This is a genomic window from Nonomuraea sp. NPDC003727 (genome assembly GCF_053586935.1).
This window is the reverse complement of the sequence record NZ_JBSFNE010000002.1, coordinates 124655-149251: the sequence shown is the minus strand read 5'-3', so window position 1 is coordinate 149251 and position 24597 is coordinate 124655. Positions and strand designations below refer to the sequence as shown.

Genomic DNA, 24597 nt, shown 5'->3' with positions numbered 1-24597 from the left:
GCGCGCGGCTCGCTGGGATCACGGGGCAACGGAGCTCACCCCGGATGTGCGCGAGCGGGGAGTGCCGGGATGACGGCCATCGGTTCCTCCTCCCCCTCCCCGGCGCGGGGCCGGGGGCGAGCACACGCCGTGATGCTCCACATCTCCCTTTCGCTTACATACCTACCCATTCCAGTCATAGGTGACGTACAGCACGTTTGGTTGCTTCAAGCCGGCTCCAGGAGCTCCTTCTGCCTCGCCCCCTGGGCGGCCTGCGCAGGCCCAGCCCGTGGTCCTTGTGTCGACCTGCCGGTGAGCGGGTGGCCAACCGTGGCGCGCCGCGCGCCGTATGGGCGAGCGGGTGACGGGTAGGCGCCGTCGCATGGCTCGAATCGCTTCGGAAACACTGATCGAGAGGCTGGCCGAGTGGGGCGTCGACACCGTCTTCGGCCTGCCGGGCGACGGCATCAACGGGCTGATGGAGGGGCTGCGGCGGCACCAGGACAAGGTGCGCTTCGTCCTCGTCCACCATGAGGAGGCCGCCGCGTTCATGGCCGCCGGGTACGCCAAGGCCACCGGCAGGATCGGCGTGTGCCTGGCCACCTCGGGCCCCGGCGGGCTGCACCTGCTCAACGGCCTCTACGACGCCAAGCTCGACCACGCGCCCGTGCTGGCCATCACCGGCATGCAGGAGACGACCGTGCTGGGCACCGGCTACCAGCAGGAGGTCCACCTCGACAAGGCGTTCGGCGACGTCGCCGAGTACAACATGGTCATCTACCACCCGGCGCAGCTGCCGGCCCTGGTGGACATCGCCGTCAGGACCGCCTACGCCAGGCGGGGGGTGGCCCACCTGTCGGTTCCCAACGACATCCAGGTCGCCGACGCCGCCGCCGATCCGTGGAAGCACGTCGGCCCCGTACGCCCACCCAGGACCGCGCCGTGTTACCTGCCCGCCCCCGGCGTCCCGAGGCAGGAGGACCTGGAGCGGGCCGCGCAGGTGCTCAACGCGGCCGAGCGCCCTGCCCTGCTGGTGGGAGCCGGCGCGCTGCACGCCAGGCAGGAGGTGCTGGCCGTCGCCGAGACGCTGGCGGCGCCGGTGATCAAGACGCTCGTCGGCAAGGCGGTCGTCCCGGACGACTCCCCGTACACCACCGGCGGGCTCGGCCTGCTGGGCACCCGGCCGAGCGAGGAACTGGTGGAGGACGTGGACGTGCTGTTCATGATCGGCACGAACTTCCCGTACACCAAGCACCTCCCCGAGCCCGGCACGGCCAGGTTCGTGCAACTGGAGGTCGATCCGGCCCGCGCGGGCACCAGGGTGCCCACGGACGTGCCCATGGTCGGCGACGCCAAGGAAGGCCTCAGCGCGCTGCTGCCGCTCCTGGAGCGGCGCACCGACCTCCGTCACCTGGTGAAGTACCAGGAGAAGATGGACAAGTGGCGCCGCGAACTGCGCGCGCTGGAGAACCCGGAGCGCGACCCGATCGCGCCGCAGTACCTGGTGTCCGTCCTCGACGAGCTGGCCGCCGACGACGCGATCCTCGCCTGCGACAGCGGCACCGTCGCCACGTGGGCCGCCCGGCACTGGACGATCCGCGGCGACCGGCGGTTCTACCTGTCCGGCAACCTCGCCACGATGGCGCCCGGCCTGCCGTACGCCCTCGCCATGCAGCACGCCTTCCCCGGCCGCCAGGTGATCGCGTACGTGGGGGACGGCGGCTTCGCCATGCTCATGGCCGAGTTCCTCACCGCCGCCCAGCACGGGCTGCCGGTCAAGGTGGTGATCAACAACAACAACGCGCTGGGCCAGATCCTGTGGGAGCAGATGGTGCTCGGCTATCCCGAGCACGGCGTGCGCTACGCCGAGCCCTGGGCCGACTACTCCTCCTGGGCGACGGCCTGCCACGGGTTCGGCGCCAAGGTCACCAGGCCGGGCGACCTGCGCGGCGCCGTCGAGCGGGCCCTCGCCCATGACGGTCCCGCGCTGGTCGACGTCGACGTCGATCCGAACGAGCCGCCCATGCCGGGCAAGGTGAGCTACCAGCAGGCCGTGAAGTTCGCCCAGGCGTTCGTCAAGGGCCAGCCGCATCGTGCGGCCATCGCCACCACGCTGTTCAAGGACCGCATCCAGAAGCTGGGCGACTGAGCCCGCTCGCCGCCCTGGCCGCTGGGCGGCTACCGCACGCGAAGGGGAGGGCCGGCTGCCCGATTCGGGTACCGGGATACGGGTTTCTCCCCTCGCCGGTCGTGCCGCCCGCGTCGCATGCTCGCCCGTGGACATGTCGTGCCAGGCATGCCGTACGCGCATCCAGCGGAGAACCGGGGGCGAACCATGTCGTACCGTCAGCGGAAACGGCCACCAGTGCGCACGCGGGACGGCGCCGCGTGAAACCGACGTCCCACACCGAGGTCCAGGCCCTCGCCGACGCGCTGACCCTGCGCGCCGGGCCGGCCGACGACGCGCCTGCCGCCTTCTGGATCCTGTCGTCCAGGCCCACCGCGGTGCCGATCGCCCGGCATCTCACCCGCGTCCGGCTGCACCTGTGGCGGCTCCCGGAGCTGGTGGAGGCCGCCGAGCTCCTGGTCAGCGAGCTCGTGACCAACGCCGTACGGCACGCCGGCGGCCATGTCCGGCTCACCCTGACGGTCGACGACGGCCTCATGCGATGCGAGGTCGAGGACGGCGGGCCGCTTCTCCTTCCCGCGGAGGGCTGGTACGGGCGCGCCCTCCTCGATGCGCTGGCCTGCTGCTGGGGGACCGGCCGTACGGACTCGGGGGAGGTCGTCTGGTTCGAGATCCCCACCGCGGACCGGACCCGGACGGAACCGGTCCGGGGATGACCGTGGCGCGGACAACGTCATGAATTGACCATAAATCCGGACATAAGGTATACAAATGGCAATACCCCTCCGCGGGGAGGGCCTCCTGTCTCAGCGTGCCTCCGAGTGGTCGCCGACCCCCTCCCGATCCTCGCGCTGAGCCTTCGTTCCGGCCCTCCAGGAGGAACCTCCCCGATTCCGCCCGCCTCCGCCATCCCACCGGAAAGTCGCGCCATGAGCCACGACAGCAGCAGCGCACACGCCGTCTTCCAGTTCGACCTCACCGCGGACGAGACCCGCCGACGGGCCGCGGTCATGGCGGCGCTGGGAGCGAACTGGGACCCCCTGGCGGTGATGCGCGGGGAGGAGGAGGCGTACGCGCTCCTCTACTCGGGCCTCGACCGGCAGCAGCAGGAGACCTACGACATGCTCGTGGCCGCCGAGGTCCTCCCGCGGAAGGCGCCGGGCCGTGTTGCCGATTGACCCCCAGGCCGATCGGGGCCGCCGGGCATGGGTCTCCTGCCCCCGGTGCTTCGACGGCACCGACTGCGGGGACTGCCGCGGCGGACGCACCTGCGGGGTGCACTGGCGCTACCTGCTCGGCAACACCGGCAGCCGGCTGCACCTCCAGTGCCCCGGCTGCACCCACGTGTGGGATCACGAGACCCACTTCGGGGCGAGCGGCACCTCCTGACGGGCCGCCCCCGGCACTACCCCCACCCGCTACGTAGGTACCTACCCATGCCTTACGGGTACCCATACGGGGGTTTATCCCGTCTCGCTCGTGGCGCCGTGCGGTGCAGGCTGGTTCCAGACATGAGCTCAGCCGAACCCGAATGCCATGAGAGGGGTAACGAGCCATGTGCCAGCATCAACCGCCGTGTCCATCGGCGGACGCTCCGCACCACGACGCGGCCCGCCTGGTCGCCTTCCACCCGGAACAGGGCTGGGGGCTGCTGTGCAACGGGGTCGTCATCTTCGACGACTGCGGCGAGCTGCTGCCGGACGGCCGGAGCATCGCCATCGGACCTGTGCACTCCGGACACGCGGCATGAGGCTCATGACCCCCAACCGCTTCCTCGCCTTCGCCGACGGCCTGTTCACCCGCGCCGTGCCGGGCGAGCGGAGGGCCTCCTGGGTGCTGACGGCCACGTCGTCAGCCGTGCCCAGCGCCCGCCGCATGACGCGCGCCCGGCTGGTGCAGTGGGGGCTGCAGAACGAGGCGGCGGTGGCGGACGTGCTGGTGGGCGAGCTGGTGACCAGCGCGCTGCAGGACAGCGCCGACACCGTCAGGGTCACGCTCACCGCCGAGGACGGGCTCCTGCGCTGCGAGATCGAGCACGCCGAGCCCTCGGGACGGCGCGCCGAACGCGAACACCTCCTGCTGGCCCACCTGGCCTGCTGCTGGGGCACCGCCCAGACCGACGAGGGGAAGGTCGTCTGGTTCGAGCTTCCCGCACCGGGACTCATCTGAAGGGAACCGTGACCGTGCGCAAGACCCGGATCCGCAAGACGAGGAGGTCGGCCGACCCCCACGCCCCGGACCTGCGGACACCGTCGGGACGGCCGATGCCCTACTGAGCGACCGGCTGGGTGACCGCACTGCTGGGCGACCGCGCCGCCCGCGTGGCCGGGTGTCAGCCGGACGGCTCGTCGCCGGCCACGTGGCCCTGCTCGGCCACCCAGACCGCGACCTGGGCGCGGGAGTGGTAGCCGAGCTTGCTCAGGATGCGTTCGATGTGCCCCTCCGCCGTCCGCTGGGAGATCACCAGGGCGGCGGCGATCTCCTTGTTGGTCAGTCCCTGCGCCACGAGGTGGGCGATCTCGGTCTCCCGCGGCGTCAGCGGCGCCGACTTGGCCGCGGCCGGCTGCTCGTCGCCCTGCTGCGGCCGGTCCTGGCGGAGGGCGTAGGCGAGCGCCTCGTCGTAGGAGAGCCGGGCACCGCGCTTGACGGCGGTGTCGAAGGCCGCGTCGCCGAGGGCCTGGCGCACGCTCTCCACGCATTCGTCGTGATAGTGGGACAGGTGCCCGAACCCCGACAGTGGTGCGCCGATCGCCTGCCAGACGGTTTCGAGGATGCCGAGCAGCTGGGCCGCTCGCCGGTACTGCTTCTCGGCGGTGGCGATCCACGCCAGCACCTCCAGGTTGATTCCCACTCCCAGCGGGTCGTCGAGCGCGCGGTTGAAGACCAGGCTCGTCGCCTCCAGCTCGGTCGCCCGCGCGAGGTCGCCCTGCCGCCAGACCTCCACGCCGAGCGCCATCATCATGTACGCCCGGTGCCAGCCCTCGCTGTGGGCGTCGCAGAGGGCCAGGCACTGGTCGCCCAGCTCGATGGCCCGCGGGGAGTCGCCGCGGAAGGAGTACGCCAGGGACAGCCGGATGAGGGCCAGCGCCGTGCCCACGGGGTCGCCGGCGGCGCGGTGCCCGGCCAGCGCGTCCTCGTAGCGCGTGATGGCGGACTCGGCGTCGCCCTCGTACATGGCGATCATCCCGCAGTAGAGCTCGACGTAGGCCAGGGTCGCGTCCAGCCCCAGCCGCTCGGCGATCGTCCGGCTCTCCTCGAGCATCGCCTTGGCCGCGGGGATGTCGGCCTGGATGATCGCCAGCCAGCCGGCGGTCCACAGCGCCCGTGCCCGCGCCTGGCTCGGTTCGGGCGCGGCGGCCAGCGCCCGGTCCAGCCAGCGCCTTCCCTCTCCCAGCCAGTAACCGCTGATCCAGTGGTAGAGCAGGTCGGCGGCCAAGTCGAGACCGGTGGAGACCTCCTCGGGATCGCCGAAGCAGTTCTCCAGCGCGGTGTGCAGGTTGGCGTGCTCCAGCCGCAGCCGGTCGAACCACGCCACCTGCGACGGGCCGAACAGCTGGGCTCGCGACTGCGCCGCCAGCGTGCGGTAGTGGTCGCGGTGCCGCCGTTGCAGCGTCGCCTGCCGGCCCGTGTCGGCGAGCTTCTCCATGCCGTACTGGCGGATGATCTCCAGCAGCCGGTAGCGCGCCCGCGACCCGTGCTCCTCCCTGATCAGGATCGACTTGTCCACCAGACCGCACACCAGGTCGAGCACCTCGTCGCGGTCGATGCCGTCGCCGGAGCAGACCGCCTCGGCCGCCTCCAGGTCCAGGTCGCCGGCGAAGACCGACACGCGGGCCCAGAGCAGCCGCTCCTTCTCCGAGCACAGGGCGTGGCTCCAGTCGATCAGGGCGCGCAGCGTCTGGTGCCGCGGCAGCACGGCCCGAGAGCCCCCGGTCAGCAGCCGGAAGCGGTCGTGGAGGCGCTCGTCCAGCTGCTTGACGGACAGGGCGCGCAGCCTGACGGCGGCCAGCTCGATCCCGAGCGGCAGGCCGTCCAGCCGCCGGCAGATCCGGGCGACGACCTCTCTGTTCTCCTCGGTGATGGCGAAGGACGGCAGGACGGCTCTGGCCCGCTCGGCGAACAGGCACACGGCGTCGCACCTGGCCAGCGACTCGATGGGCATCCCCGCGCCGTCGTTGTCGGGCAGCGGGAGCGTGGGCACCGGCAGCGTCTGCTCGCCGGCGAAACCGAGGGCCTCCCGGCTGGTGGCCAGGATGCTCAGCTCGGGCGCGGCGCGCAGCAGCGTCTCGGCGAGAACCGCGCACTCGTGCACCAGGTGCTCGCAGTTGTCGAGGATCACCAGGGCCTGCTTGTCCCTGAGGTGGTCGACGAGCACCTCCATGGGCGAGCTGAGGCTGAGGTCGCGGATCTCCAGCGCCTCGACCACGCTCTGCGCGAGCATGTCCGGGCTCTCCACCGTGGCCAGCTCGACGAACCACACCCCGCCGCGGAAGTCGCGGGCCACGTCGAGCGCCACCCGGAGGGCCAGCCGGGTCTTGCCGACCCCGCCGGCACCGGTCAGGGTCACCCCGCGGGACAGCGGCAGGCGCCGTTTGACCTCGGCCACTTCGTGCCGACGGCCTACGAAGCTGGTCACCTCTGCCGGCAACCTCGCCGTCTGCTGCCGTCTGGAGGCGCTCGTCGTCATGGGTTTCCTCGCCGGCTGCGTCGCCGCTGGAGCGCGGCTGTAGCCGTCATCGTTCAGGGTCGTGCGCAGGGCCTCAGCGGTCCGCACCCTCAGGATCCTTGTGGCCATTCATTACAGAACGGTAAAAGCATGCCGAAAATGGCCCAGGCGTAATCTGGGTTTCGTCGGCTCCCGTCCCGACGGCACGGGTGCCTCGACGGATCCGAGCGGGTGAGCACGCATGGGGGTGGCGTCCAAGGGTTCGCAGACGCGCGGGTTGCCGGCCGAGCTGACCAGCTTCGTGGGCCGTCGGCGCGAGATAGCCGAGGTCAAACGGCTGCTGGCAGGCTCCAGGCTGGTGACCCTCGTCGGCGTGGGCGGCGTCGGCAAGACCAGGCTGGCCCGGCGGGTCGCCGCCGACGTACGGCGCGCGTTCCGCGACGGCGTGTGCGTGATCGAGCTGGCCGCGCTGGAGTCGCCCGACCTGCTCGTCCAGACCCTCATCGAGTCCTTCGGGATCGCGGACCTGTCCACCAGACCGCCGATCGAGGTGCTGACCGGCCACCTGCGCGACAAGCAGATGCTGATGGTCCTCGACAACTGCGAGCACCTGCTGCACGAGTGCGCCGTCGCGGCCGAGACGCTGGCGCGCGCCGCGCCCGGCCTGCGGATCCTCGCCACCAGCCGGCAGGTGCTCGGCGTCGCGGGGGAGCAGACGATGGTCGTGCCGTCGCTGCCGGTGCCCGACGGCGACATCGAGCGCCTGTCGAGGGAGTCGCTGGAGCAGTCCGACGCGGTGCGGCTGTTCGTCGAGCGGGCCGGGGCGGTCGCGCCCGGCTTCGGGATCACCGACGACAACTGGGAGGCCGTGCTCCGGATCTGCCGGAGCCTGGACGGCATCCCGCTGGCCATCGAGCTGGCGGCCGTCCGGCTGCGGGTGGTCTCCGTGCACCAGCTGCTGGCCCGGCTGGAGGACCGCTTCCAGCTGCTCACCACGGGATCGCGGGTGCTGCTGCCCCGCCAGCGCACGCTGCGCGCCCTGATCGACTGGAGCCACACCCTGTGCACCGAGCAGGAGCAGCGGCTCTGGGCGCGGCTGTCGGTCTTCTCCGGCAGCCTCGACCTCGAGGCGGCCGAGCGCGTGTGCGCCGGTGACGGCGTCGCCGCGGAGGAGATCGTCGACCTGGTGTGCGGCCTGGTGGACAAGTCCATCCTGATCAGGGAGGAGGACGGCGCCCACGCGCGCTACCGGCTGCTGGAGACCATCCGCCAGTACGGCAGGGACCGGCTGCGCGAGGCCGGCCAGGAGGACACACTCAGACGCCGGCACCGCGACTGGTACCAGGACCTGGCGGTCCGGGCGCACCACGCCTGGTTCGGCCCTGACCAGGTGAGCTGGTACGCGCGCCTGCGCACCGAGCACGACAACCTGCGAACCGCCCTCGACTACTGCCTGACGGTTCCGGGACAGGCGGCCTCCGGCCTGGTCATCGCCGCGGCGCTGCGGTTCTACTGGATCGCCTCCGACTCCCCGCAGGAGGGCCGGAGCTGGTTCAAACGCCTGCTCGCCGCCGACCGGCGGCCGACCCCGGTCCGGGCCCGTGCCCTCTGCGTCGAGGCGCGGCTGGCCGTCCTGCAGAGCGACTTCGCGACGGCCGCGACCCTGCTGGGGGAGGGCCGGCACCTGGCCCGCCGGTTCGACGACCCGGCGACCATGGGCGCCGCCATGTACGTCGCCGGCCTCGCCGCCCTGCTCCAGCGGGATCTGCCCAGCGCGCTGACCCTCCTCGGCGGGGCGCTGGACCACAGCCGCAGGACGGGCGACGCGATCGGCGTCGTCAACTCGTTGATCTATCTGGCCACCGTGCACTCGCTGCTCGGCCAGTCCCGCAAGGCGGTCGACAGGTTCGAGGAGTGCCTGGCGATCTGCGAGCCGCGCCGCGAGAACTGGTTCCGGTCGTACGCGCTGTGGACGTACGGGATCGAGGTGTGGAAGCAGGGCGACACGCGGCGGGCGGTCGCGATGGAACGCGAGGCCGTACGGCTCAAGGAGCCCTTCGACGACCGTCTGGGCATCGCGCTGTGCATCGAGGTCCTGGCCTGGACGAGCTGCGGCGACGGCGAAGCCGAGCGCGCGGCCCTGCTGCTCGGCGCGCTGCGGGAGATCTGGCGCTCGTTCGGCGGGCCGCTGTTCGGCTACCTGGCCGACCACCATGACGCCTGCGAGCTGGCGACCAGGAGGACACTCGGCACCAGGGCGTTCGAGACCGCCCTGCGCAGGGGCATGGGGCTCACCCTGGCCGACGCGCTGGAGTACGCGATGCGGGAGGACCGGCCGGCGGGCGGGGCCCGGCCGAAGTCCTCACCGCTGACCCGCAGGGAGATGGAGATCGCCCGGCTGGTCGCGCAGGGCATGAGCAACAAGGCGATCGCGGCGGCGCTGATGATCGCGCAGCGTACCGCGGAGGGGCACGTGGAACACATCCTCGGCAAGCTCGGCTTCACCTCGCGCGTCCAGATCGCCGCCTGGGTCAGCCGGCAGGAGCAGGAAGGCGACGAGGGGGGCCCGGCCGGAGGCTCGCCGTGAGCCCGGCCGAGCGCGCACGCGCGGCCACGACCGACCCGCCGGCGGAGGCCTCCAGGTTCGTCGGGCGGCGGCACGAGGTGGCCGAGGCCCGGCGGATGCTGTCCCGCACCCGGCTGCTGACCTTGACCGGAACGGGCGGCGTCGGCAAGACCCGGCTGGCCTTCAGGGTCGCCGAGTCGCTGGAGCGCGCCTACAAGGACGGCGTGGAGGTGGTCGAGCTGGCCACCCTGGAGGCCGGTGACCTGCTGGCGGCGACCGTGGCCGCGGCGCTGGGGCTGCGGGACGTCGGGCCCGATCCGGCGACCATGCTGGTGGACTACCTCGCGGACAAGCGGATACTGCTCGTGCTGGACAACTGCGAGCACCTGCTCGAGGACTGCGCCCGCCTGGTGGACCTGCTGCTGCGCGGCGCGCCCCGGTTGCGCATCCTGGCGACCAGCCGCCAGGCCATGGCGGTCGGCGGCGAGCAGGTCATGGTGGTGCCCTCCCTGTCCGTGCCGGACGACGGCGCCCTGCCGCCACGCGACATCGCCAGGCACGATGCCGTACGGCTGTTCATGGACCGCGCGGCGAGCGTGTGGCCTGGCTTCTCCCTGGACACGGGCAACGCGGCCGCCGTGGCGCGGCTGGCCCGGCGCCTGGAGGGCATCCCGCTGGCGATCGAGCTGGCCGCGATGCGGCTGCGCACGGTGCCCCTGGAGCAGCTCACCCGCGAGCTGGAGGAGCGCTTCGACGTGCCGGCGGAGGGCAGCCCGAGCGCGCTGCCACGCCATCGGACGCTCCGCGCGACCATGGACTGGAGCTTCGAGCTGTGCTCACCGGCCGAGCAGCGGCTGTGGGCGCGGATGTCGATGTTCGCCGGCGGGGCCGACCTCGACACGGCCGAGGCGGTCTGCGCGGGCGACGGGATCGACCCCGTCGAGGTCATCGACCTGGTGGCCGGGCTGGTGGACAAGTCCGTCCTGGTGACCGAGCACGGGGAGGCCGGGGTCAGGTACCGCATGCTGGAGAGCATCCGCGCCTACGGCGCGGAGCGGCTGGAGCCCGGGGAGGCGACGGCGCTGCGCGGCCGGTACATCGACCACTACCGTGACGTGACGGAAGGACGGCGGATCGACCGGCTCGTTCCCGACCAGCTCGACCGTTACCGCTTCCTGGGCCGTGAGTTGCCCAATGTGCGCGTCGCGCTCGAGCTGTGCCTGAGCGCGCCGGGCACGGCGGCGACGGCCCTCGACATCGCCTCGTCGATGTGGAGCTACTGGATGCTCGCCGGTTCCCCCACCGAGGGACGGTACTGGCTGCGGCGCGGCCTTGACCAGGTGCCCGGCGAGGGCCGCACCCGAGCGATCGCGCTGTGCACGGACAGCATGCTGGCCCTGCGGCAGGGCGACCTGGACGCGGCGACGCCGAGACTCGAGGAGTGCCGAGCCATGGCACAGCTGGCGGGCAACGAGAGCGTCCTGCCGCTCGTCCTGCGGGCCTCCGGCCTGGCCGCCTTCTCCACCGGCGACGCGCGACGCGGCCAGGCGCTCATGGAGCAGGCCCTGGCCATCCACCGCGCCGCCGGGGACCTCGCCGGCGTGACCGTCGACCTCTACTACACGGCCGCCTACGGCTCGATGGAGGACCCGGCGCGAGCGGCGGTGATCGGCGAGGAGGTGCTGGCGCTGTGCGAGGCCCATGGCGCGATCCTGTGGCGCGCCTATGCCCAGCTGTCGCTCGCCATCGCCGCGTGGAACCTGGACGACTGGCACCGCGCCGAGGCGCTGGCGAGCGAGGCCGCCGAGTTCACCAGAGGGGTCAACGACCGCTGGGGCCTGACCCAGTGCCTGGAACTGCTGGCATGGACGGCCTGCGCCAGGGGCGACCACCGGCGGGCGGCCCGGATGCTGGGGGCGGCGCACACGTTGTGGCAGGCGGTGGACTCCTCGCCGACCCGGCTCTGGTACCAGGCGACATGGCACGAGCGCTGCGTCGAGCGAACCCGCCAGGAGCTGGGGGAGCGGGAGTTCGCCGCGGCCTTCCGCGACGGGGCCAGGCAAGCCCTGACATCGTGCCGCTCCTGACGGCGCCCGCGCGGCTCGGCTGACCGGCCGCTCCTGAGGGTGCCCGCGCGGTCCGGCTGACCGGCCGCATCTGACGGCGCCCGTGCGGCCCCGCGGACCGGCCGCCGCGCGGGCCCCGGCGCGAAGGCATGGTCAGCCGGTGGGTCGCGGTCGTACGGTGGAAGACATCCGCATACGGCTCGGGCCGTGGCAATGCGCGATCGAGTAGAGACCATGTCCGAGAATCCCGTCACTCCTCCAGAGGAGGAGCTCGCGACGCTCCGCAAACGTCGCGCCCATCTGCGCCGCGCCGCCGAGGAACTCGACCGCGCCCTGGCCGCCCCGCCGGCCGGCCGGGCCGCCGAGTGGGCGCATGAGCTGACACCGGTCCTGGCCAGGATGCGGGAGGCGTTCGACGCGCACATCTCGATCGTGGAGGGGCCCGACGGGCTCTTCGACGAGGTCCGTACGGCGGCGCCGCGGCTGGACGGCATGCTGCGCCGGCTGCACCGGGAGCATCTCGAGATCGCCGCGCAGCTCGCCGCCGCGGAGGACGAGCTGGCGGCGCCCGGCGACGAGCCGGCCGTGGAGCGGCTGAGGCAGCGGCTGACCGCGGTGGTGACGGCGCTGGGCCGCCACCGGCGGCGGGGGGCGGACCTGCTCTACCAGGCCTACGAGATCGACATCGGCGGCGAGTGACGTGCCGTGCCCACCTGTATCCCGGGCCGGGGTACGGCACGGCACGCCGCGCCGTCTCAGCCGAGCCAGGTGGTGATCTGGCCCATGGCGTTGGTGGCCCAGCCGAGCTTGAGGTGGTTGAGGGGCAGGGTCACGGCGGCGGCCCGGTTGGCCACGCCGTCGGGGGCGGCGCAGCTGGCGACGAACACCGCGCCGTCCGACGGGCCGGTGTGCTCGTTGTGCAGCAGCGCCATGTCGGGAGAGTTGCCGCAGAGCTGGTAGACCGGCACGCCCGCCGGGGTGCCGGCGTCGATCAGCGGCCTGACCAGCGAGCCCCTGTCGATGGCGTACTGGATGCCGCGGCCGGCGGTGTAGAAGCCGGTGCCGCCGTAGTAGGTGGTGTACCAGTCCTGCTCGGCGGCGGGCAGCGGGTAGACGTCGTCCCAGCGGTAGAGCATGTCGTCCGAGCCCGGGTAGGCGTCGCCCTCGTAGCTCAGTTCGGGGTGGTTGCGCCAGAGGCCGTAGCAGATCATCTGGGTGTGCGGGGCGGGCGCGTTCAGCGACCCTCCGCATTCCGGAAATATCGCGAAATCGTGGGTCCAGCCGTGCCGGTAGCCCCAGTCGAAGCCCTTGTTCGGACCGCCCACGAGAACGAGCTTGCGCACGTCTCCCGCGTAGGCCGTGCCCCACGAGCGGCGCAGCGACGAGACGTACATGCGCGCGTTGAACGCCCCCTTGGACCAGCCGATCACATCGACCTGGGCCGCGCCCGTCTTGGCCTTGATCCGCGCGATGGCGTCGTGGATCTGCTCCGCCCAGTAGTAGCCGTCGCCCGTGACGTGCGGGAAGCCGATCGCGAACACCTTGTAGCCCTGGCCGCTGAGGTGCTGCATGAGTCCGGTGGTGGGACAGCTCGCCTGGCCGCAGCCGTACGAGCCGCGGGCGTTGGGGTTGGCCCAGGCCAGGTCGGCGGTCTGGTTGGCGCCGTGGACCAGCAGCACGGGGGTGGCCTTGGCGCCGGTCTGCCAGCCCGGCGCGTGGTACAGCAGGAACCGCGACGCGTGCGGGCGGGCGACGTCGCCGAACAGCCGCCTGGTCTGGCCCGTGTGGTCGCCGCGGCCGTCAGGGGGATAGGTCTCGGCCTGGAACCCGCTGGAGGCGTCCCGGTAACGCTCGACCTGCGCCCAGCCGTTCTCCAGCCCGGTCGTGTAGGTGGCCTCCAGCGTGACCGGTCCGGCCACGGCCGCCGCGGGCGCGGCCGGCGCCGTGAACACCGCTGTCGCCACCAGCGCTAAAGCGGTGGCGGTTCGTCCCCAAGGACGTCGCATCATCTCACATCTCCCAGAACCGATCGTGCAGGGACAGGTGAGCTCATCTCGCCGGATCGAGGCGGCCGGGTCAATGTGGGCCGGCGCCATGTCCGCGTCCGTGGCCGTGGGTGCGCGACATGCCGATCACGCTCAGACGTAACGGGAGTTCACGCGCGCGCGACCATCGGGAACCACAAATTTCCCAATCGTCGCTCTTGTCAGACAGTTCACCACTGATCAATTATTGGCCCGTCAGCGGGAGGCGATCGCGGACCGATGACGAGGCGATGACTTCACTTCCTCCGACCGCTGTCCTCCACTTTGTTCTGCCCTCGTAGCAATACTCCAGCGAGCCCGCCACCCGGCGTTCTCGCTGGTTGCCATGCCTTCATCGAGACTCAGGGAAAGGAAGGCGGAATGGGCCAGAATTCAACCGTCCGAACCATTGACAACCAGCTTTTAACGCTTGACATCGACGGTGTGGAGCAGGACGATCTCCACGCCTGGACGGGCCACATCCGTTACACCCCCCGCTACGGCGTGCGCGAGACGACCGCCGACGTGTGGGCGCTGGAACTGGCCCCGAAGTCGTCGCTGGGCGTGGGCGTCTCCTCCGTGCGCGGCCGGGAGCGCGAGCGTTTCTCCCTGGCCGGCGGCGAGGTCGTGATCTACGACTGCGAGGACCCCTCGGACGCGCGCTGGGCGACCTGGCTGGGCCCGTGGAACATGGCGCACGGCCTGTTCTACGCGCCGGAGTGGGAGTCGGCCGACGTGGTGGCGGTCTTCTCCAGGCTGCAGTGGACCGACACGCCCGAGGGCCTGGTCGCCACGCCGAACCGGCGTTTCGACCTCCAGCAGGCGGTCTACCTGCAGACCGTGGCCGGGGTGGGAACCATGCAGGTGGAGCCGAAGCGGCTGGCCGCCGGCCAGGTCCCCCGCTTCCGCGGCTTCTCGGCCCCCGCCGGCGAGGTGTGGCGGGTGCCCAGCTCCGACGGGCAGGACCGCGAGACCCTGCTGATGGTCACCGACACCGCGGTGATCAGGGTGAGCCCGTGGGACGCCCCACGCAAGGGTCTGCCGGTCGCCAACGGGGTGGCCAAGTCCGGCGGCGGCACGCCGGAGGCGGCCGCGGAGTTCCTCACCAAGGTCAAGCGCGTCACCTGGGGAGCGTGAGGAGTGGACCCGATCACTGCGGCGGTGGTGATCCTCTTCGTCCTCGTGGCGCTCACGTTCGCGGCCGGGGCCGGTCTCTACCGGCGGGTGCGCGAGCTGGAGCTGGCCACGTACAAGGGCGTGGGGATCCGCGTCGCCGCGGGCGGCGAGGAGCGCACGGGGATCGGCCGTCCCGGCCAGACCACCATCGCCGTCAAGGTCAACCGCCGGTGCCCGATCTGCGAGGACGTGCTGCTCGCCGTCGGGAAGCTGGCGGCCGACCTGCCCGAAGGCGTCGGCTTCACCGTGGTGTCCGACGACCCGGGCTTCGACAAGGAACTCCCCGAGTCCGTGCAGGTCATCAGGGATCCGCAGGTCTGGCGCTCGATCACGGTGCCCTACGTGCCCGCCGTGCTCGTCGTGGACGAGCAGGGGTTCGTGGTGCACACGACGCCCGCGGGCTCAGGGGAGATCGTGCCGGAGACAGTCGAACGGGTGATCGCCCGGCGAAAGGAAGCGAAGCTGTGAAGAACCTCTCCCGTCCCTCCATCCTCGACCAGATCCCGAGCGTCGCGGACGAGCCGGAGTCGCCGGAACCGTCCAGGTACGCCGTCACCGAGCAGCGCTGGAGCCGCCGCCGGCTCTTCGGCACGGTCGCGGGCGTCACGGTCGCCGCCGGGCTCGGCGCGCTCGACCTGCTTCCCTGGTCCAGGCCGAGGGCGGCGATGGCGCTGACCGAGTGGACCGACGGCTGCCACGGCTACTTCAACTCCTCCACCGTGTGCACGCCCTCCACCGCGTACTACGGCAGCGACAACTGCTCGGGCAGCTGGCACAAGAACCAGGGCGGCTCGGGCACCTGCTACAACTACCGCTACACGCCCAACGAGACCTCCTGCGGCGGCCGGAACGCCTGGCGATGGACCGGCAGCGTCGCCCGCCGCAAGTGCTCCGACGGCTGGTACGAGTACCACGACTGCGGTGGCGGCAACATCTCCCGCTTCTCCATCTGCCGGACCGCGATCTGACGCATGCGGACCCTGAATCCCGCCACCCGCCTGCTGGTGCCCGCCATGGGCCTGGTCGTCGCGGCGGAGGCGGCGACGCTGAGCGCGTTCGCCTCCGGCTTCGACGTGCGGGGCTTCACCTGGCTCGTGGCGGCCCTGGTGGCGGGCTTCTCCCTGTCGGGCTCGGTTTGAAGCCTCAACAGCGCCTGGGTGCTGTCCTCGTCGGTCCGACGGGGTTCTGATGCCGCCGGCTTCATCGCCGGCCTGTTCCTCGGTGCGTTCCCCACCGCGTTCGCCTTCATGGTCATCGGCTCGGTGGTGCGCTCGCCGCTGCCCGTGATCGCGTGCCAGGTTCTCGCCGGCCTGGCGGCGGTGGTGTTCCTGTTGCGGGAGTTCCACGTCTTCAGCTTCCCGCTGCTGCAGAACGCCCGGCTGGTCCCGCAGTTCGTCGCCCACACCCCGGTCTGGGGCGCGGTGCAGTTCGGCGCGGAGATGGGCACGGGAATGCGCACCTACTCGCCGACCGGGTTGCCGCACATCATGGCGATCTCCCTCTTCCTGCTGGGCTCGTGGTCCGACGCGCTCATGGCGGGGGCGGGGTTCGCCCTGGGCAGGGCGCTCATGCTGCTCACGTTCCTGCTGGCACGGGACAAGATGCGCGCCGACACCGCGTTCGACTTCGCGCTGCCGAAGATGACGTGGCTGTTCGCCCTGATGTTCGTTCCCCTGGTCGCGATCCTGGTGGCGGCATGACGCTCCTTGTCCTCCGGTACGGCCTGGCCGCGATCCTGGCCGTGGCCGTGCTGGGCAAGGCGCGACACTTCGCCGCCTTCCGCGGCAGCCTGGGCGGGTACGGGCTGTACGGCCCGCTCGCCTGGGCGGGCGCCTTCACGGTCCTCGCCGTGGAGGCGCTCGCCGCGGCCCTCGCCGTGTCCACGGTGGACGCCGCGCTCGTCGGCGTCGTGGGCACCGTGCTCGGCACGATCTTCACCGGCCTGCAGGTCCACCTGCTGGCCACCGGCAACCGGGCGCCGTGCCTGTGCTTCGGCACCGCGGCCCCGGTGTCGGCCACCTCCCTGGCGCACGCGGCCGTCGTGCTGCTGGCCGGGCTGGTGCTGCTGCTGGCGGGGTGAGCCGCCGCGGCTAGCCCTGGTCGAGCTCGAAGGCGCGGGCGACGAGCTCGTAGGAGCGCAGGCGGTTGGCGCCGCCGTACACGCCGGTGGTGATCATCAGCTCGTCCGCCTCGGTGCGGTCGCGCAGCGCGGTCAGGCCGGCGCGGACCTCGTCGCCCGTCCCCATGACGACGTTGCGGAGATAGCCGTCGACGAAGCTCCGCTCGACGTCGGTGTAGGGGTGGGCCGCGGCCTCCTCGGGGGAGGGGACGGGGCTCGGCCGGCCGCGGCGCAGCCGCAGCATGGCCAGCGCGATCGTCCGCGCCAGGCGCAGAGCCTGCTCGGAGGTGTCGGCGGCGACGGCGCTGACCCCGATCATGGCGTACGGCTTGTCGAGCCACTGCGACGGCTGGAACCTCGTGCGGTACAGCTCGAGCGCGGGCTCGGTGTTCTCGGCGCTGAAGTGGTGGGCGAAGGCGAAGGGCAGGCCGAGCATCCCGGCGAGCTGGGTGCTGAAGCCGCTGGAGCCGAGGAGCCAGATGGGCGGCCGGTCGGCGTTGAGCGGGTAGGACTGCAGGCCGGCGGGCGCGTCGCCGTCCAGGAAGGCGGTCAGCGTGGCGACCTCCTCGGGGAAGGCGTCGGCGTCGCCCCTGCGCATCGCTGCGGCCGTGGCGGGATCGGTGCCGGGCGCCCGGCCCAGGCCGAGGTCGATCCGGCCGGGATGGAGCGCGTGCAGGGTGGCGAACTGCTCGGCGACGATCAGCGGCGGATGGTTGGGCAGCATGACGCCGCCCGAGCCGAGCCTGATGGTCTCGCTGTGGGCGGCCAGGTGGGCGATCAGGACCGCGGGGGCGGAGCTGGCGACGCTCGGCATGCCGTGGTGCTCGGCCACCCAGTAGCGGTGGTAGCCCCAGCGCTCGGCCCGCCGTACGAGCTCGGTGCTGGTCCGGAGGGCGTCGGCGGCGGTGCCGCCCGCGCTCACGGTCGCCAGGTCGAGGATGGACAGCGGCACGTCGGCCCGGCCGCGGGCGGGGCCCCTGATCTGATCGGTCATCTTCCGGGCAACCCGCGGGCCCCGTGCGTCTATTCCACCGCCCCCGCCGCGGGAACGGCCGAGCCCGCCCTCAGCGCAGGGAACGGCCGAGCCCGCCCCCTGCGCTGGGGCGGGCTCTGTCCAGGGAAGCGGAGCGGCGGCGGCCACCCGGGGGCCGGTGGCCGCCGCACGGAGGGGGCGGCTACGGCCTGTTCAGCCCGAGGGTGTAGGAGCCGGAGCCGGAGTAGGCGTGGACCCGGTACCTGTAGTAGCCGGCGGTGCCGTTGTAGCTGATCGACTCGTCGGGGTTGGCGCTGTCGCTCTTGGCCACCTGCGCCCACGAGGAGCCGTTCCACTTCTCCAGATAGAGGTCGAAGTCGACGCCGCTCGGACCGTCGAGGCAGCCGGCGTGCGTGCCGGACACGGTCGACTGGTAGGAGGAGTTGTTCGGCTGGTACTGGTTCTGGCCGCTGGTCAGCGAGCCGTTGAAGACCTCGCGGTAGTTCTGGCAGCCGGTGGGCGGGTTGCCGCCGCCGGTGACGAGGGTGAGCCCGTAGGCCGAGAGGATCTCGTTGACCGGCTGGAAGTAGGTGGTGCCGCCGGAGGAGCAGTTGCCCGACCCGCCGGAGGTCACGCCCTGCGCCTGGTTGCCGGAGATGTACGAGCCGCCGGAGTCGCCTGGCTCGGCGCAGACGCTGGTCCTGGTGACCTCGCGCACGGTGCCCTGCGAGTAGGTGACGCTGGTGTTGAGCTGCTGGACGGTGCCGCAGTGCCAGCCGGTGGTGGAGCCGGCGCGGCAGACGGAGGAGCCGACGGGGGCCACGGTCGAGCCGTTGACCGGGATGATGCCGGCGCTGTAGCCGTTCACGACGCCGACGGGGGTCCAGCCGGTGTTGACCTCGACCCACGCGTAGTCGTTGCCGGGGAAGGAGGAGCCGCGGAAGGTGCCCTGGGCCTGCTGGTTGGCGCCACGGGTGGTGGCGCCGACGGTCCCGCAGTGGCCCGCGGTCACGAAACCGCCGTTGGTGCCGGCCTTGGTGACGGAGAAGCCGACCGAGCAGCGGGAGCCGCTGCCGATGTAGTAGGCGTCGCCGCCGCGGATGTCGGCGTACGGCACGGGCTGCTCGCCGGACTGCTCGACCCGGACGAGCGCCTTGTCGGCGCCGCTGGCCGCGATGAAGGCCTCGGCCTCGGCGGGCGCGGAGGACAGGATCACGACGCTGTTGGACCGCACGTCGACGTACCAGACGGGAGCGGTCTTGGGAGCGCCGGCCGCGGCCTTGTCGAGGGCTTCCTTGGCCGCGTCGAGCTGGGCGAGCGAGTGGGTGACGACCTTGAGCCGCGCGCCGGACAGGCGGCGCTGGGCGGCGTCGGTGGTGGCCACGACCAGCGCGCTCTCGGGGCCCTCGACCCAGGCGCCGGCGAACTGGCCGCCGAGGCGCTTGGCGAGCCCCGCGGCGGTCTGCGCGGCCCGTTGCTCGTTGGCCAGGCGCGTGAGCGCCTGCTCCCTGGTGAGGTTCAGGTCGCGCTGCATGGCCTCGACCATGCCCTTGGGCGGGTTGACTTCGGCGGGGACGGAGGCGATGGCCGGGGTCGTGGTCAGCGCTAAAGCGCCGATCGCGATGGCGACCAGCGCACGGGTGCGGCGAAGCATGCGGTCTCCTTCGCTTGCTGGGGGTGCCGTCACCGTAACGGCGTGCGACCAGCGCGAGGAGATATCAGTTGCCCCCTATCGCGGTGTTATGGGGAGGTGCCGAAGCCGGGGTTGCGGAGGACCCATTCGTGGTAGACGGGGCTGCGCCGTACGGCGTCGGCGTGGGCGGCCTTGGCGTGCGCGGCCATCCATGACGCGCCGGGCGCGCCCGGGTGGTGGCCGAGCATCTGGCGCCAGCGCAGGGGCGCGCCGGCGATGGGCACCATGACGAGGCCGGAGGCGAAGGGATGGGTGGCCTGGCACAGGACCACCGCCCGGCCGACCTGGGCGAGATGGACGCAGGTGGCCACGTCGGTCTCGTACATCGTGCTGGGCGTGAAGCCGGCGCGCGTGCACGCGGCGGCGAAGCAGTCGCCGAAGCAGCCGTCGCCCGGGGTGACCGCCCACTGCTCGCCGGACAGGTCGGACAGGGTCAGCTCCTTCTCGCCGGCCAGCCGGTGATCCTGGGCGACCATGACGAAGACGGGATCGACGCCGATGGTCTGCCAGGCGATGTCGCCGTCGGGCACCCCGTCGCCGCACGATCCGGCCAGCACGTAGTCGAGCCTGCCCTGGGCCACCATGGCGGCGAGCTCGCGCGACGACCAGGAGGTGTAGGTGGAGACGGGCCCCGCGGCGGCCAGCCGGTCGACCAGCCCGCCCAGCACGGGCCCGTTGGTCGCTCCGATGCGGTAGCCGACCGCGGTGGCGTTGGCGAAGCGCACGGCTTCGTCCTGCAGTTCCTGCGCCGCGGGCAGCAGCACGCGGGCTCGGGAGAGCACCAGTTCCCCGAGGGGGGTGGGCCTGGCGCCGTAGCGGTCGCGCTGGAAGAGCGCGCCGCCTAACGCGCGTTCGATGCGCTTGAGCTGGGCGGTCAGCGCCGGCTGGGCCACCCCGAGCCGGGTCGCTGCCTTGCTGACGCTGCCCGACTCCGCGACCGCTCGAACGATCTTGAGGTGCCGGAGCTCGAGGTCCATACCGGGAAAGTAAAACCACCATCACCTCCTCGCAATCCCCGGTTGTCAGGAAATTTGACGTATGTTGTGGTAGCGCGTCGCCGGGTAGCTCACTGTCCATGGGAATCGATCCAAGGGACCTGTCGGAAGAGGACCTGCTCCGCGAGCTGCGGCAGCTCTACCAGACACGGATGCAGACGCTGTTGCACGGGCCGGACGACGCGCTCGCCCGCCACACCTCGCGGACCAACGAGCTGGAGAGCGAGTACCTGCGCCGCCATCCCGTGCGGGACATCGATCCGGGCCGGTTGCGGGAGGGAGCACGGCAGCGATGACGGAACCACACGACGTGCAGGCGCTGTCCGACACCGACCTGGCCGTCTACGAGGCCGTCGCCGCCATCGCGGTCGGTGGCGACGAGGCTCGGGTGGCCGAGGTGTCGAGGATGGCCGGACTGAGCGAGGACGAGACGCGGCGCAGCATGGCCAGGCTCGTCGCGATGGGGCAGGTGGTGCCCAGGGGCGAGGGCTTCGGCCTGGGTCGCCACGACTTCGGCCTCGAATACTGAACGATCACCCGCGGGGCTTCCCGCGGGTCTTGATCGCCTGTGGGATGTGCGGGATCGTGGCGGGAGACATCGCTCCGGCCATGGAGACGACATGCATCCTCCCCCAGCGGGCTACGGTGAAGGCGAGTGGCACCACGTTCCCCCGCCACTCCCGCACCGCCCGGCCCCCACATCGGGCACGGCCGTCGCCAGTCTCGTCTTCGGCGTTCTCGGGCTGGTCGGCAGCTGGTGCCTGTTCGGCGTCCCGTCGATCATCGCCATCGTCCTGGGCCACGTGGCCACCTCGAAGACCAAGCGCGGCCTGCGCCCGGGGCACGGCCTGGCCGTCGCGGGCCTCATCCTGGGCTACATCGTCGTCGTGCCCGCGCTGATCGTCACGCTGATCATCATCGCGAGCTCCGACGCCTCCTCGCTCGCCGGCTGGGTCAACGCCGTCCTCTCCTGGCTGGATTCCATGCTGAATTAGCCCACGTCCCGAAAAATCAGAACATCGGCTGGCAAAGCTGTGACAAGACCGTGGCCATGACCGCCCCGTGAGGGTAGGGCCCCTCCCGAGGGAACCGATCGGGGGACGCGGTGAGAGCACAGGTCATCGGCGGGCTTCTGGCCGTTGCCGGACTTGCCGTCGCATGCGGGACGGCGGGGCAGTCCGGGGAGACGGGGGGCGCCAGAGGCGGCACCGCCAGCGCGAGCGCCATCGGCACCGTCGAGCAGGGCTTCAAGATCGGCCTGCTGCTGCCGGAGTCCAAGACGGCCAGGTACGAGAAGTTCGACCGGCCGTACATCACCAACGACATCAAGGCCTTGTGCCCCAAGTGCGAGGTCGTCTACAACAACGCCAACCAGGACCCCAACCTGCAGCAGCAACAGGTCGACTCCATGCTGACCAACGGGGTGAAGGTGCTGATCCTGGACGCGGTGGACGCCAAGGCCATCGCCTCCTCCGTCTCCAAGGCCAAGAGCCAGGGCGCCATGGTGGTCGCCTACGACCGGCTGGCCGGCGGCCCCATCGACGCCTACACCTCCTTCGACAACCTGCAGGTCGGCAAGGCGCAGGGGCAGGCCCTGCTGGATGCGATCAAGGCGGGCGGCGACCCCAAGCGCGGGCCGATCGTCATGGTCAACGGCTCGCCCACCGATCCGAACGCGGGCGACTTCAAGAAGGGCGCCCACTCGGTGCTCGACGGCCAGGTCACCATCGGCAAGGAGTACGACACGCCCGACTGGAGCCCCGACCAGGCCAACACCGAGGCGGCGGGCGCGTTCACCGCGCTCGGCCCGAGCAACGTGATCGGCGTCTACGCGGCCAACGACGGCATGGCGGGCGGCATCGCGAGGGCCATGCAGAACGCGGGCGTCAAGCAGGGCACCCCGCTGACCGGCCAGGACGCCGAGCTGGCGGCCATCCAGCGGATCCTGCTCGGCACCCAGACGATGACGATCTACAAGCCGATCAGGCCGGAGGCGAAGAACGCCGCCCAGATGGCGATCGACGTCGGAACCGGCAAGCCCGTGCAGAGCACTGCCAAGGTGGACAACGGGGCGAACAACTCGATTCCCGCGCAGATCATCGCGCCCGTGGTCGTCATCAAGAGCAACATCAAGGACACCGTGATCAAGGACGGCTTCTGGACGGTCGCCGAGGTCTGCACCAGTGCCGTGAAGGTGGCCTGCGAAACGGCAGGAGTCACCTGAGATGGCCCCCGTCCTCGCCCTCGAGGGCATCTCCAAGCGGTTCGGCGCGGTCCAGGCGCTGACGGACGTCGATCTCGAAGTCAACGCCGGCGAGGTCGTCGCGCTGGTCGGCGACAACGGCGCCGGCAAGTCCACCATGATCAAGGTGATCGCGGGGGTGGGCCCGCCCGACGCCGGACGGATCACGTGGGAGGGACGGCAGGTCACCATCCACAGCCCCTCCGACGCGCAGGGGCTCGGCATCGCCACCGTCTACCAGGACCTGGCGCTGTGCGACAACCTCGACGTGGTCGGCAACCTGTTCCTCGGCAACGAGCTGACGACGGGCGGCGTCCTCGACGAGGTCGCGATGGAGAAGCGCTCCCGCAACCTGCTCCACACGCTGTCGATCAAGATCCCGAGCGTGCGGATCCCCGTGGCCTCGCTGTCCGGCGGACAGCGGCAGACGGTGGCCATCTCCCGCTCCCTGCTGGGCGAACCCAAGATCGTGCTGCTGGACGAGCCGACCGCCGCCCTCGGCGTCGAGCAGACCGCCCAGGTCCTCGACCTGGTCGAACGGCTGCGCGCCCAGGACCACGGCGTCATCTTCATCAGCCACAACATGGTCGACGTCATGGCCGTGGCCGACCGCGTCGCCGTACTCAGGCTCGGCCGCAACAACGGGGTCTTCGACGCCAAGGCCACCTCCCGGGAAGAGATCATCTCGGCGATCACCGGGGCCACCGACAACGCCGTGACCCGCCGGCAGAGGAGGCTCGGTGAGTGAATCCTCGATAGACCCGCGGCTGGTGGTCCGCGAGCAGGGCCTCACCGGCTATCTGGGCGAGTTCCAGCGGCGGGTGAAGGGCGGCGAGCTCGGCGCGCTGCCCGTCATCATCGGCCTGATCGTCATCTGGGCCGTGTTCCAGAGCCTGAACAGCCAGTTCCTGTCCTCCCAGAACCTGTCCAACCTCAGCGTCGACATCGTCCCGACCGGCCTGATCTCGGTGGGCATCGTGTTCGTGCTGCTGCTCGGCGAGATCGACCTGTCGGCGGGCGCGGTCAGCGGCGCCTGCGCGGCCGTCCTGGCGGTGCTCAACGTCAACCTCGGCATGAACCCGGTGCTGGCCATGGTGTGCGCCGTCGTCGTCGGCGCCGTGCTCGGCCTGATCCACGGCTTCTTCTTCGCCAAGATCGGGGTGCCCTCCTTCGTGGTCACGCTGGCGGGCTTCCTGGCCTGGACCGGTTTCCAGCTGTGGGTGCTCGGGCCCAACGGCACCATCAACCTGCCGAACGACGGCTTCATCGCCGGGCTGACCAGCACCTACTTCGCCTACGTGGTCGCCGCGTACGGCCTGGCCGCGGTGGCCGTGGCCGGCTTCCTGGTCGTCTCGCTGGTCGGCAACAACAGGCGCCGCGCGGCCGGGGTCCCGTCCAGGACGACGGGCGACATCGTCTTCCGCACGGTCGTGCTCGCGGTGGTGGCCTTCGGCGCGGCCTACATCCTCAACCTGTACAAGGGGCTCCCGCTCGCACTGCTGATCTTCCTGCTGGTGGTCGTCGGCACGGACTTCGTGCTGCGCCGTACGAGGTACGGACGCATGATCTTCGCGGTCGGCGGCAACATCGAGGCGGCCAGGCGGGCGGGCATCAGCGTGGCGCTCATCCGGATCTCGGTCTTCGTCATCTCGGGTTCGTTCGCGGCCCTCGGCGGCATCTTCGCCGCCTCCCGCATCTCGAGCGCCAGCCAGGCGACAGGGCAGAGCAACGTGCTGCTGATGGCGATCGCCGCGGCGGTCATCGGCGGCACCTCGCTGTTCGGCGGCCGGGGCACCACCTACTCGGCGCTGCTGGGCATGCTGGTCATCCAGTCGATCGCCTCGGGAATGGCGCTGCAGGGTGTCAGCAACGCCATCCAGTTCATGGTCACCGGAGCGGTACTGCTGGCCGCCGTGGTCATCGACTCGGTCTCCCGCCGGAGCCAGAAGGCGGCAGGGCGAGCGTAACGT

26 protein-coding genes are annotated in these 24597 nt (G+C 71.5%); 21 read left to right on the top strand and 5 right to left on the bottom strand.

Going from position 1 to position 24597, the window contains the following annotated elements; genetic code table 11:
- The first annotated feature begins 361 nt into the window (after positions 1–361).
- The 6 genes from ACWDLG_RS06000 to ACWDLG_RS05975 all read left to right on the top strand — a co-directional run bounded on the left by ACWDLG_RS06000 (position 362) and on the right by ACWDLG_RS05975 (position 4276).
- Positions 362–2128 carry a thiamine pyrophosphate-binding protein gene (locus ACWDLG_RS06000; protein ID WP_449916462.1) on the top strand — a complete coding sequence of 589 codons (1767 nt, stop codon included), beginning with the start codon at positions 362–364 and terminating at the stop codon, positions 2126–2128.
- A 239-nt stretch (positions 2129–2367) separates the two neighbouring features.
- A complete protein-coding gene (locus ACWDLG_RS05995; RefSeq protein ID WP_449916461.1) occupies positions 2368–2823 on the top strand; it encodes an ATP-binding protein in 456 nt (151 codons plus the stop codon).
- Between the two features lie 213 nt (positions 2824–3036).
- A complete protein-coding gene (locus ACWDLG_RS05990) occupies positions 3037–3285 on the top strand; it encodes a DUF6400 family protein (protein ID WP_449916458.1) in 249 nt (82 codons plus the stop codon).
- The gene (locus tag ACWDLG_RS05985) at positions 3272–3496 is read left to right on the top strand and encodes a hypothetical protein (RefSeq protein ID WP_354913121.1); all 225 of its coding nucleotides are present in this window, start codon (positions 3272–3274) and stop codon (positions 3494–3496) included. The genes ACWDLG_RS05990 and ACWDLG_RS05985 overlap by 14 nt, the downstream gene beginning before the upstream one ends.
- Before the next feature lie 166 nt (positions 3497–3662).
- Positions 3663–3857 (top strand): DUF5999 family protein, encoded by a 195-nt coding sequence (locus ACWDLG_RS05980; RefSeq protein WP_449916454.1) that lies wholly within the window; start codon positions 3663–3665, stop codon positions 3855–3857.
- A complete protein-coding gene (locus ACWDLG_RS05975; RefSeq protein WP_354913117.1) occupies positions 3854–4276 on the top strand; it encodes a hypothetical protein in 423 nt (140 codons plus the stop codon). The genes ACWDLG_RS05980 and ACWDLG_RS05975 overlap by 4 nt, the downstream gene beginning before the upstream one ends.
- A 163-nt stretch (positions 4277–4439) precedes the next feature.
- On the opposite strand, the gene ACWDLG_RS05970 is transcribed toward ACWDLG_RS05975, so the two are convergent.
- Positions 4440–6743 (bottom strand): ATP-binding protein, encoded by a 2304-nt coding sequence (locus ACWDLG_RS05970; RefSeq protein WP_449916452.1) that lies wholly within the window; start codon positions 6741–6743, stop codon positions 4440–4442.
- A 271-nt stretch (positions 6744–7014) separates the two neighbouring features.
- Between ACWDLG_RS05970 and ACWDLG_RS05965 the strand changes: the two genes are divergently transcribed.
- The 3 genes from ACWDLG_RS05965 (at position 7015) to ACWDLG_RS05955 (ending at position 12104) form a co-directional block, all read left to right on the top strand.
- Complete coding sequence (locus ACWDLG_RS05965) at positions 7015–9360, top strand: ATP-binding protein (RefSeq protein ID WP_449916450.1); 2346 nt, start codon at positions 7015–7017, stop codon at positions 9358–9360.
- Positions 9357–11426: an ATP-binding protein gene (locus ACWDLG_RS05960; RefSeq protein ID WP_449916447.1), complete on the top strand. Its 2070-nt coding sequence runs from the start codon at positions 9357–9359 to the stop codon at positions 11424–11426. Before ACWDLG_RS05965 ends, ACWDLG_RS05960 begins: the two co-directional genes overlap by 4 nt.
- Before the next feature lie 213 nt (positions 11427–11639).
- A complete protein-coding gene (locus ACWDLG_RS05955) occupies positions 11640–12104 on the top strand; it encodes a hemerythrin domain-containing protein (RefSeq protein ID WP_449916445.1) in 465 nt (154 codons plus the stop codon).
- 56 nt (positions 12105–12160) lie between these two features.
- Here ACWDLG_RS05955 and ACWDLG_RS05950 read toward each other — a convergent pair whose 3' ends face one another.
- Positions 12161–13414: an esterase/lipase family protein gene (locus ACWDLG_RS05950; protein WP_449916443.1), complete on the bottom strand. Its 1254-nt coding sequence runs from the start codon at positions 13412–13414 to the stop codon at positions 12161–12163.
- A gap of 459 nt (positions 13415–13873) precedes the next feature.
- Here ACWDLG_RS05950 and ACWDLG_RS05945 point away from each other — a divergent pair, with 459 nt between their 5' ends.
- From ACWDLG_RS05945 to ACWDLG_RS05920, 6 genes are read left to right on the top strand one after another with little or no spacing between them, the layout of a single operon-like run.
- Positions 13874–14566 carry a hypothetical protein gene (locus tag ACWDLG_RS05945; RefSeq protein ID WP_449916441.1) on the top strand — a complete coding sequence of 231 codons (693 nt, stop codon included), beginning with the start codon at positions 13874–13876 and terminating at the stop codon, positions 14564–14566.
- A 3-nt stretch (positions 14567–14569) separates the two neighbouring features.
- Positions 14570–15073: a hypothetical protein gene (locus ACWDLG_RS05940; RefSeq protein ID WP_449916438.1), complete on the top strand. Its 504-nt coding sequence runs from the start codon at positions 14570–14572 to the stop codon at positions 15071–15073.
- A complete protein-coding gene (locus ACWDLG_RS05935; protein WP_449916435.1) occupies positions 15070–15573 on the top strand; it encodes a hypothetical protein in 504 nt (167 codons plus the stop codon). Before ACWDLG_RS05940 ends, ACWDLG_RS05935 begins: the two co-directional genes overlap by 4 nt.
- Before the next feature lie 3 nt (positions 15574–15576).
- Entirely contained in the window at positions 15577–15744 is a 168-nt protein-coding gene (locus tag ACWDLG_RS05930; protein WP_354913102.1) for a hypothetical protein, read from the top strand.
- An 18-nt stretch (positions 15745–15762) separates the two neighbouring features.
- A complete protein-coding gene (locus ACWDLG_RS05925; RefSeq protein ID WP_354913100.1) occupies positions 15763–16305 on the top strand; it encodes a hypothetical protein in 543 nt (180 codons plus the stop codon).
- On the top strand, positions 16302–16685 hold the full coding sequence (locus ACWDLG_RS05920) for a MauE/DoxX family redox-associated membrane protein (protein WP_354913098.1): 384 nt from the start codon (positions 16302–16304) through the stop codon (positions 16683–16685). The genes ACWDLG_RS05925 and ACWDLG_RS05920 overlap by 4 nt, the downstream gene beginning before the upstream one ends.
- A gap of 10 nt (positions 16686–16695) precedes the next feature.
- Here ACWDLG_RS05920 and ACWDLG_RS05915 read toward each other — a convergent pair whose 3' ends face one another.
- The 3 genes from ACWDLG_RS05915 to ACWDLG_RS05905 all read right to left on the bottom strand — a co-directional run bounded on the left by ACWDLG_RS05915 (position 16696) and on the right by ACWDLG_RS05905 (position 20367).
- Positions 16696–17718, bottom strand: coding sequence for an LLM class flavin-dependent oxidoreductase (locus ACWDLG_RS05915; protein WP_449916431.1), 1023 nt, complete (start codon positions 17716–17718; stop codon positions 16696–16698).
- A gap of 181 nt (positions 17719–17899) precedes the next feature.
- Positions 17900–19351, bottom strand: a complete 1452-nt coding sequence (locus tag ACWDLG_RS05910) for an alpha-lytic protease prodomain-containing protein (protein ID WP_449916430.1) — start codon at positions 19349–19351, stop codon at positions 17900–17902.
- Positions 19352–19437: 86 nt separating this feature from the next.
- Positions 19438–20367 carry a LysR family transcriptional regulator gene (locus ACWDLG_RS05905; RefSeq protein ID WP_449916427.1) on the bottom strand — a complete coding sequence of 310 codons (930 nt, stop codon included), beginning with the start codon at positions 20365–20367 and terminating at the stop codon, positions 19438–19440.
- A gap of 98 nt (positions 20368–20465) precedes the next feature.
- On the opposite strand from ACWDLG_RS05905, the gene ACWDLG_RS05900 reads away from it, so the two are divergent.
- From ACWDLG_RS05900 to ACWDLG_RS05875, 6 genes are all read left to right on the top strand, one after another.
- Positions 20466–20681: a DUF6158 family protein gene (locus ACWDLG_RS05900; protein WP_354913091.1), complete on the top strand. Its 216-nt coding sequence runs from the start codon at positions 20466–20468 to the stop codon at positions 20679–20681.
- Positions 20678–20914, top strand: coding sequence for a hypothetical protein (locus ACWDLG_RS05895; RefSeq protein ID WP_449916425.1), 237 nt, complete (start codon positions 20678–20680; stop codon positions 20912–20914). Before ACWDLG_RS05900 ends, ACWDLG_RS05895 begins: the two co-directional genes overlap by 4 nt.
- 91 nt (positions 20915–21005) lie before the next feature.
- Positions 21006–21380 (top strand): DUF4190 domain-containing protein, encoded by a 375-nt coding sequence (locus tag ACWDLG_RS05890; protein ID WP_449916424.1) that lies wholly within the window; start codon positions 21006–21008, stop codon positions 21378–21380.
- Positions 21381–21490: 110 nt separating this feature from the next.
- Complete coding sequence (locus ACWDLG_RS05885; protein WP_449916422.1) at positions 21491–22609, top strand: sugar ABC transporter substrate-binding protein; 1119 nt, start codon at positions 21491–21493, stop codon at positions 22607–22609.
- A gap of 1 nt (position 22610) precedes the next feature.
- The gene (locus tag ACWDLG_RS05880) at positions 22611–23375 is read left to right on the top strand and encodes an ATP-binding cassette domain-containing protein (RefSeq protein WP_354913084.1); all 765 of its coding nucleotides are present in this window, start codon (positions 22611–22613) and stop codon (positions 23373–23375) included.
- Positions 23368–24594, top strand: coding sequence for a sugar ABC transporter permease (locus ACWDLG_RS05875; protein WP_449916419.1), 1227 nt, complete (start codon positions 23368–23370; stop codon positions 24592–24594). Before ACWDLG_RS05880 ends, ACWDLG_RS05875 begins: the two co-directional genes overlap by 8 nt.
- Positions 24595–24597: the final 3 nt, after the last annotated feature.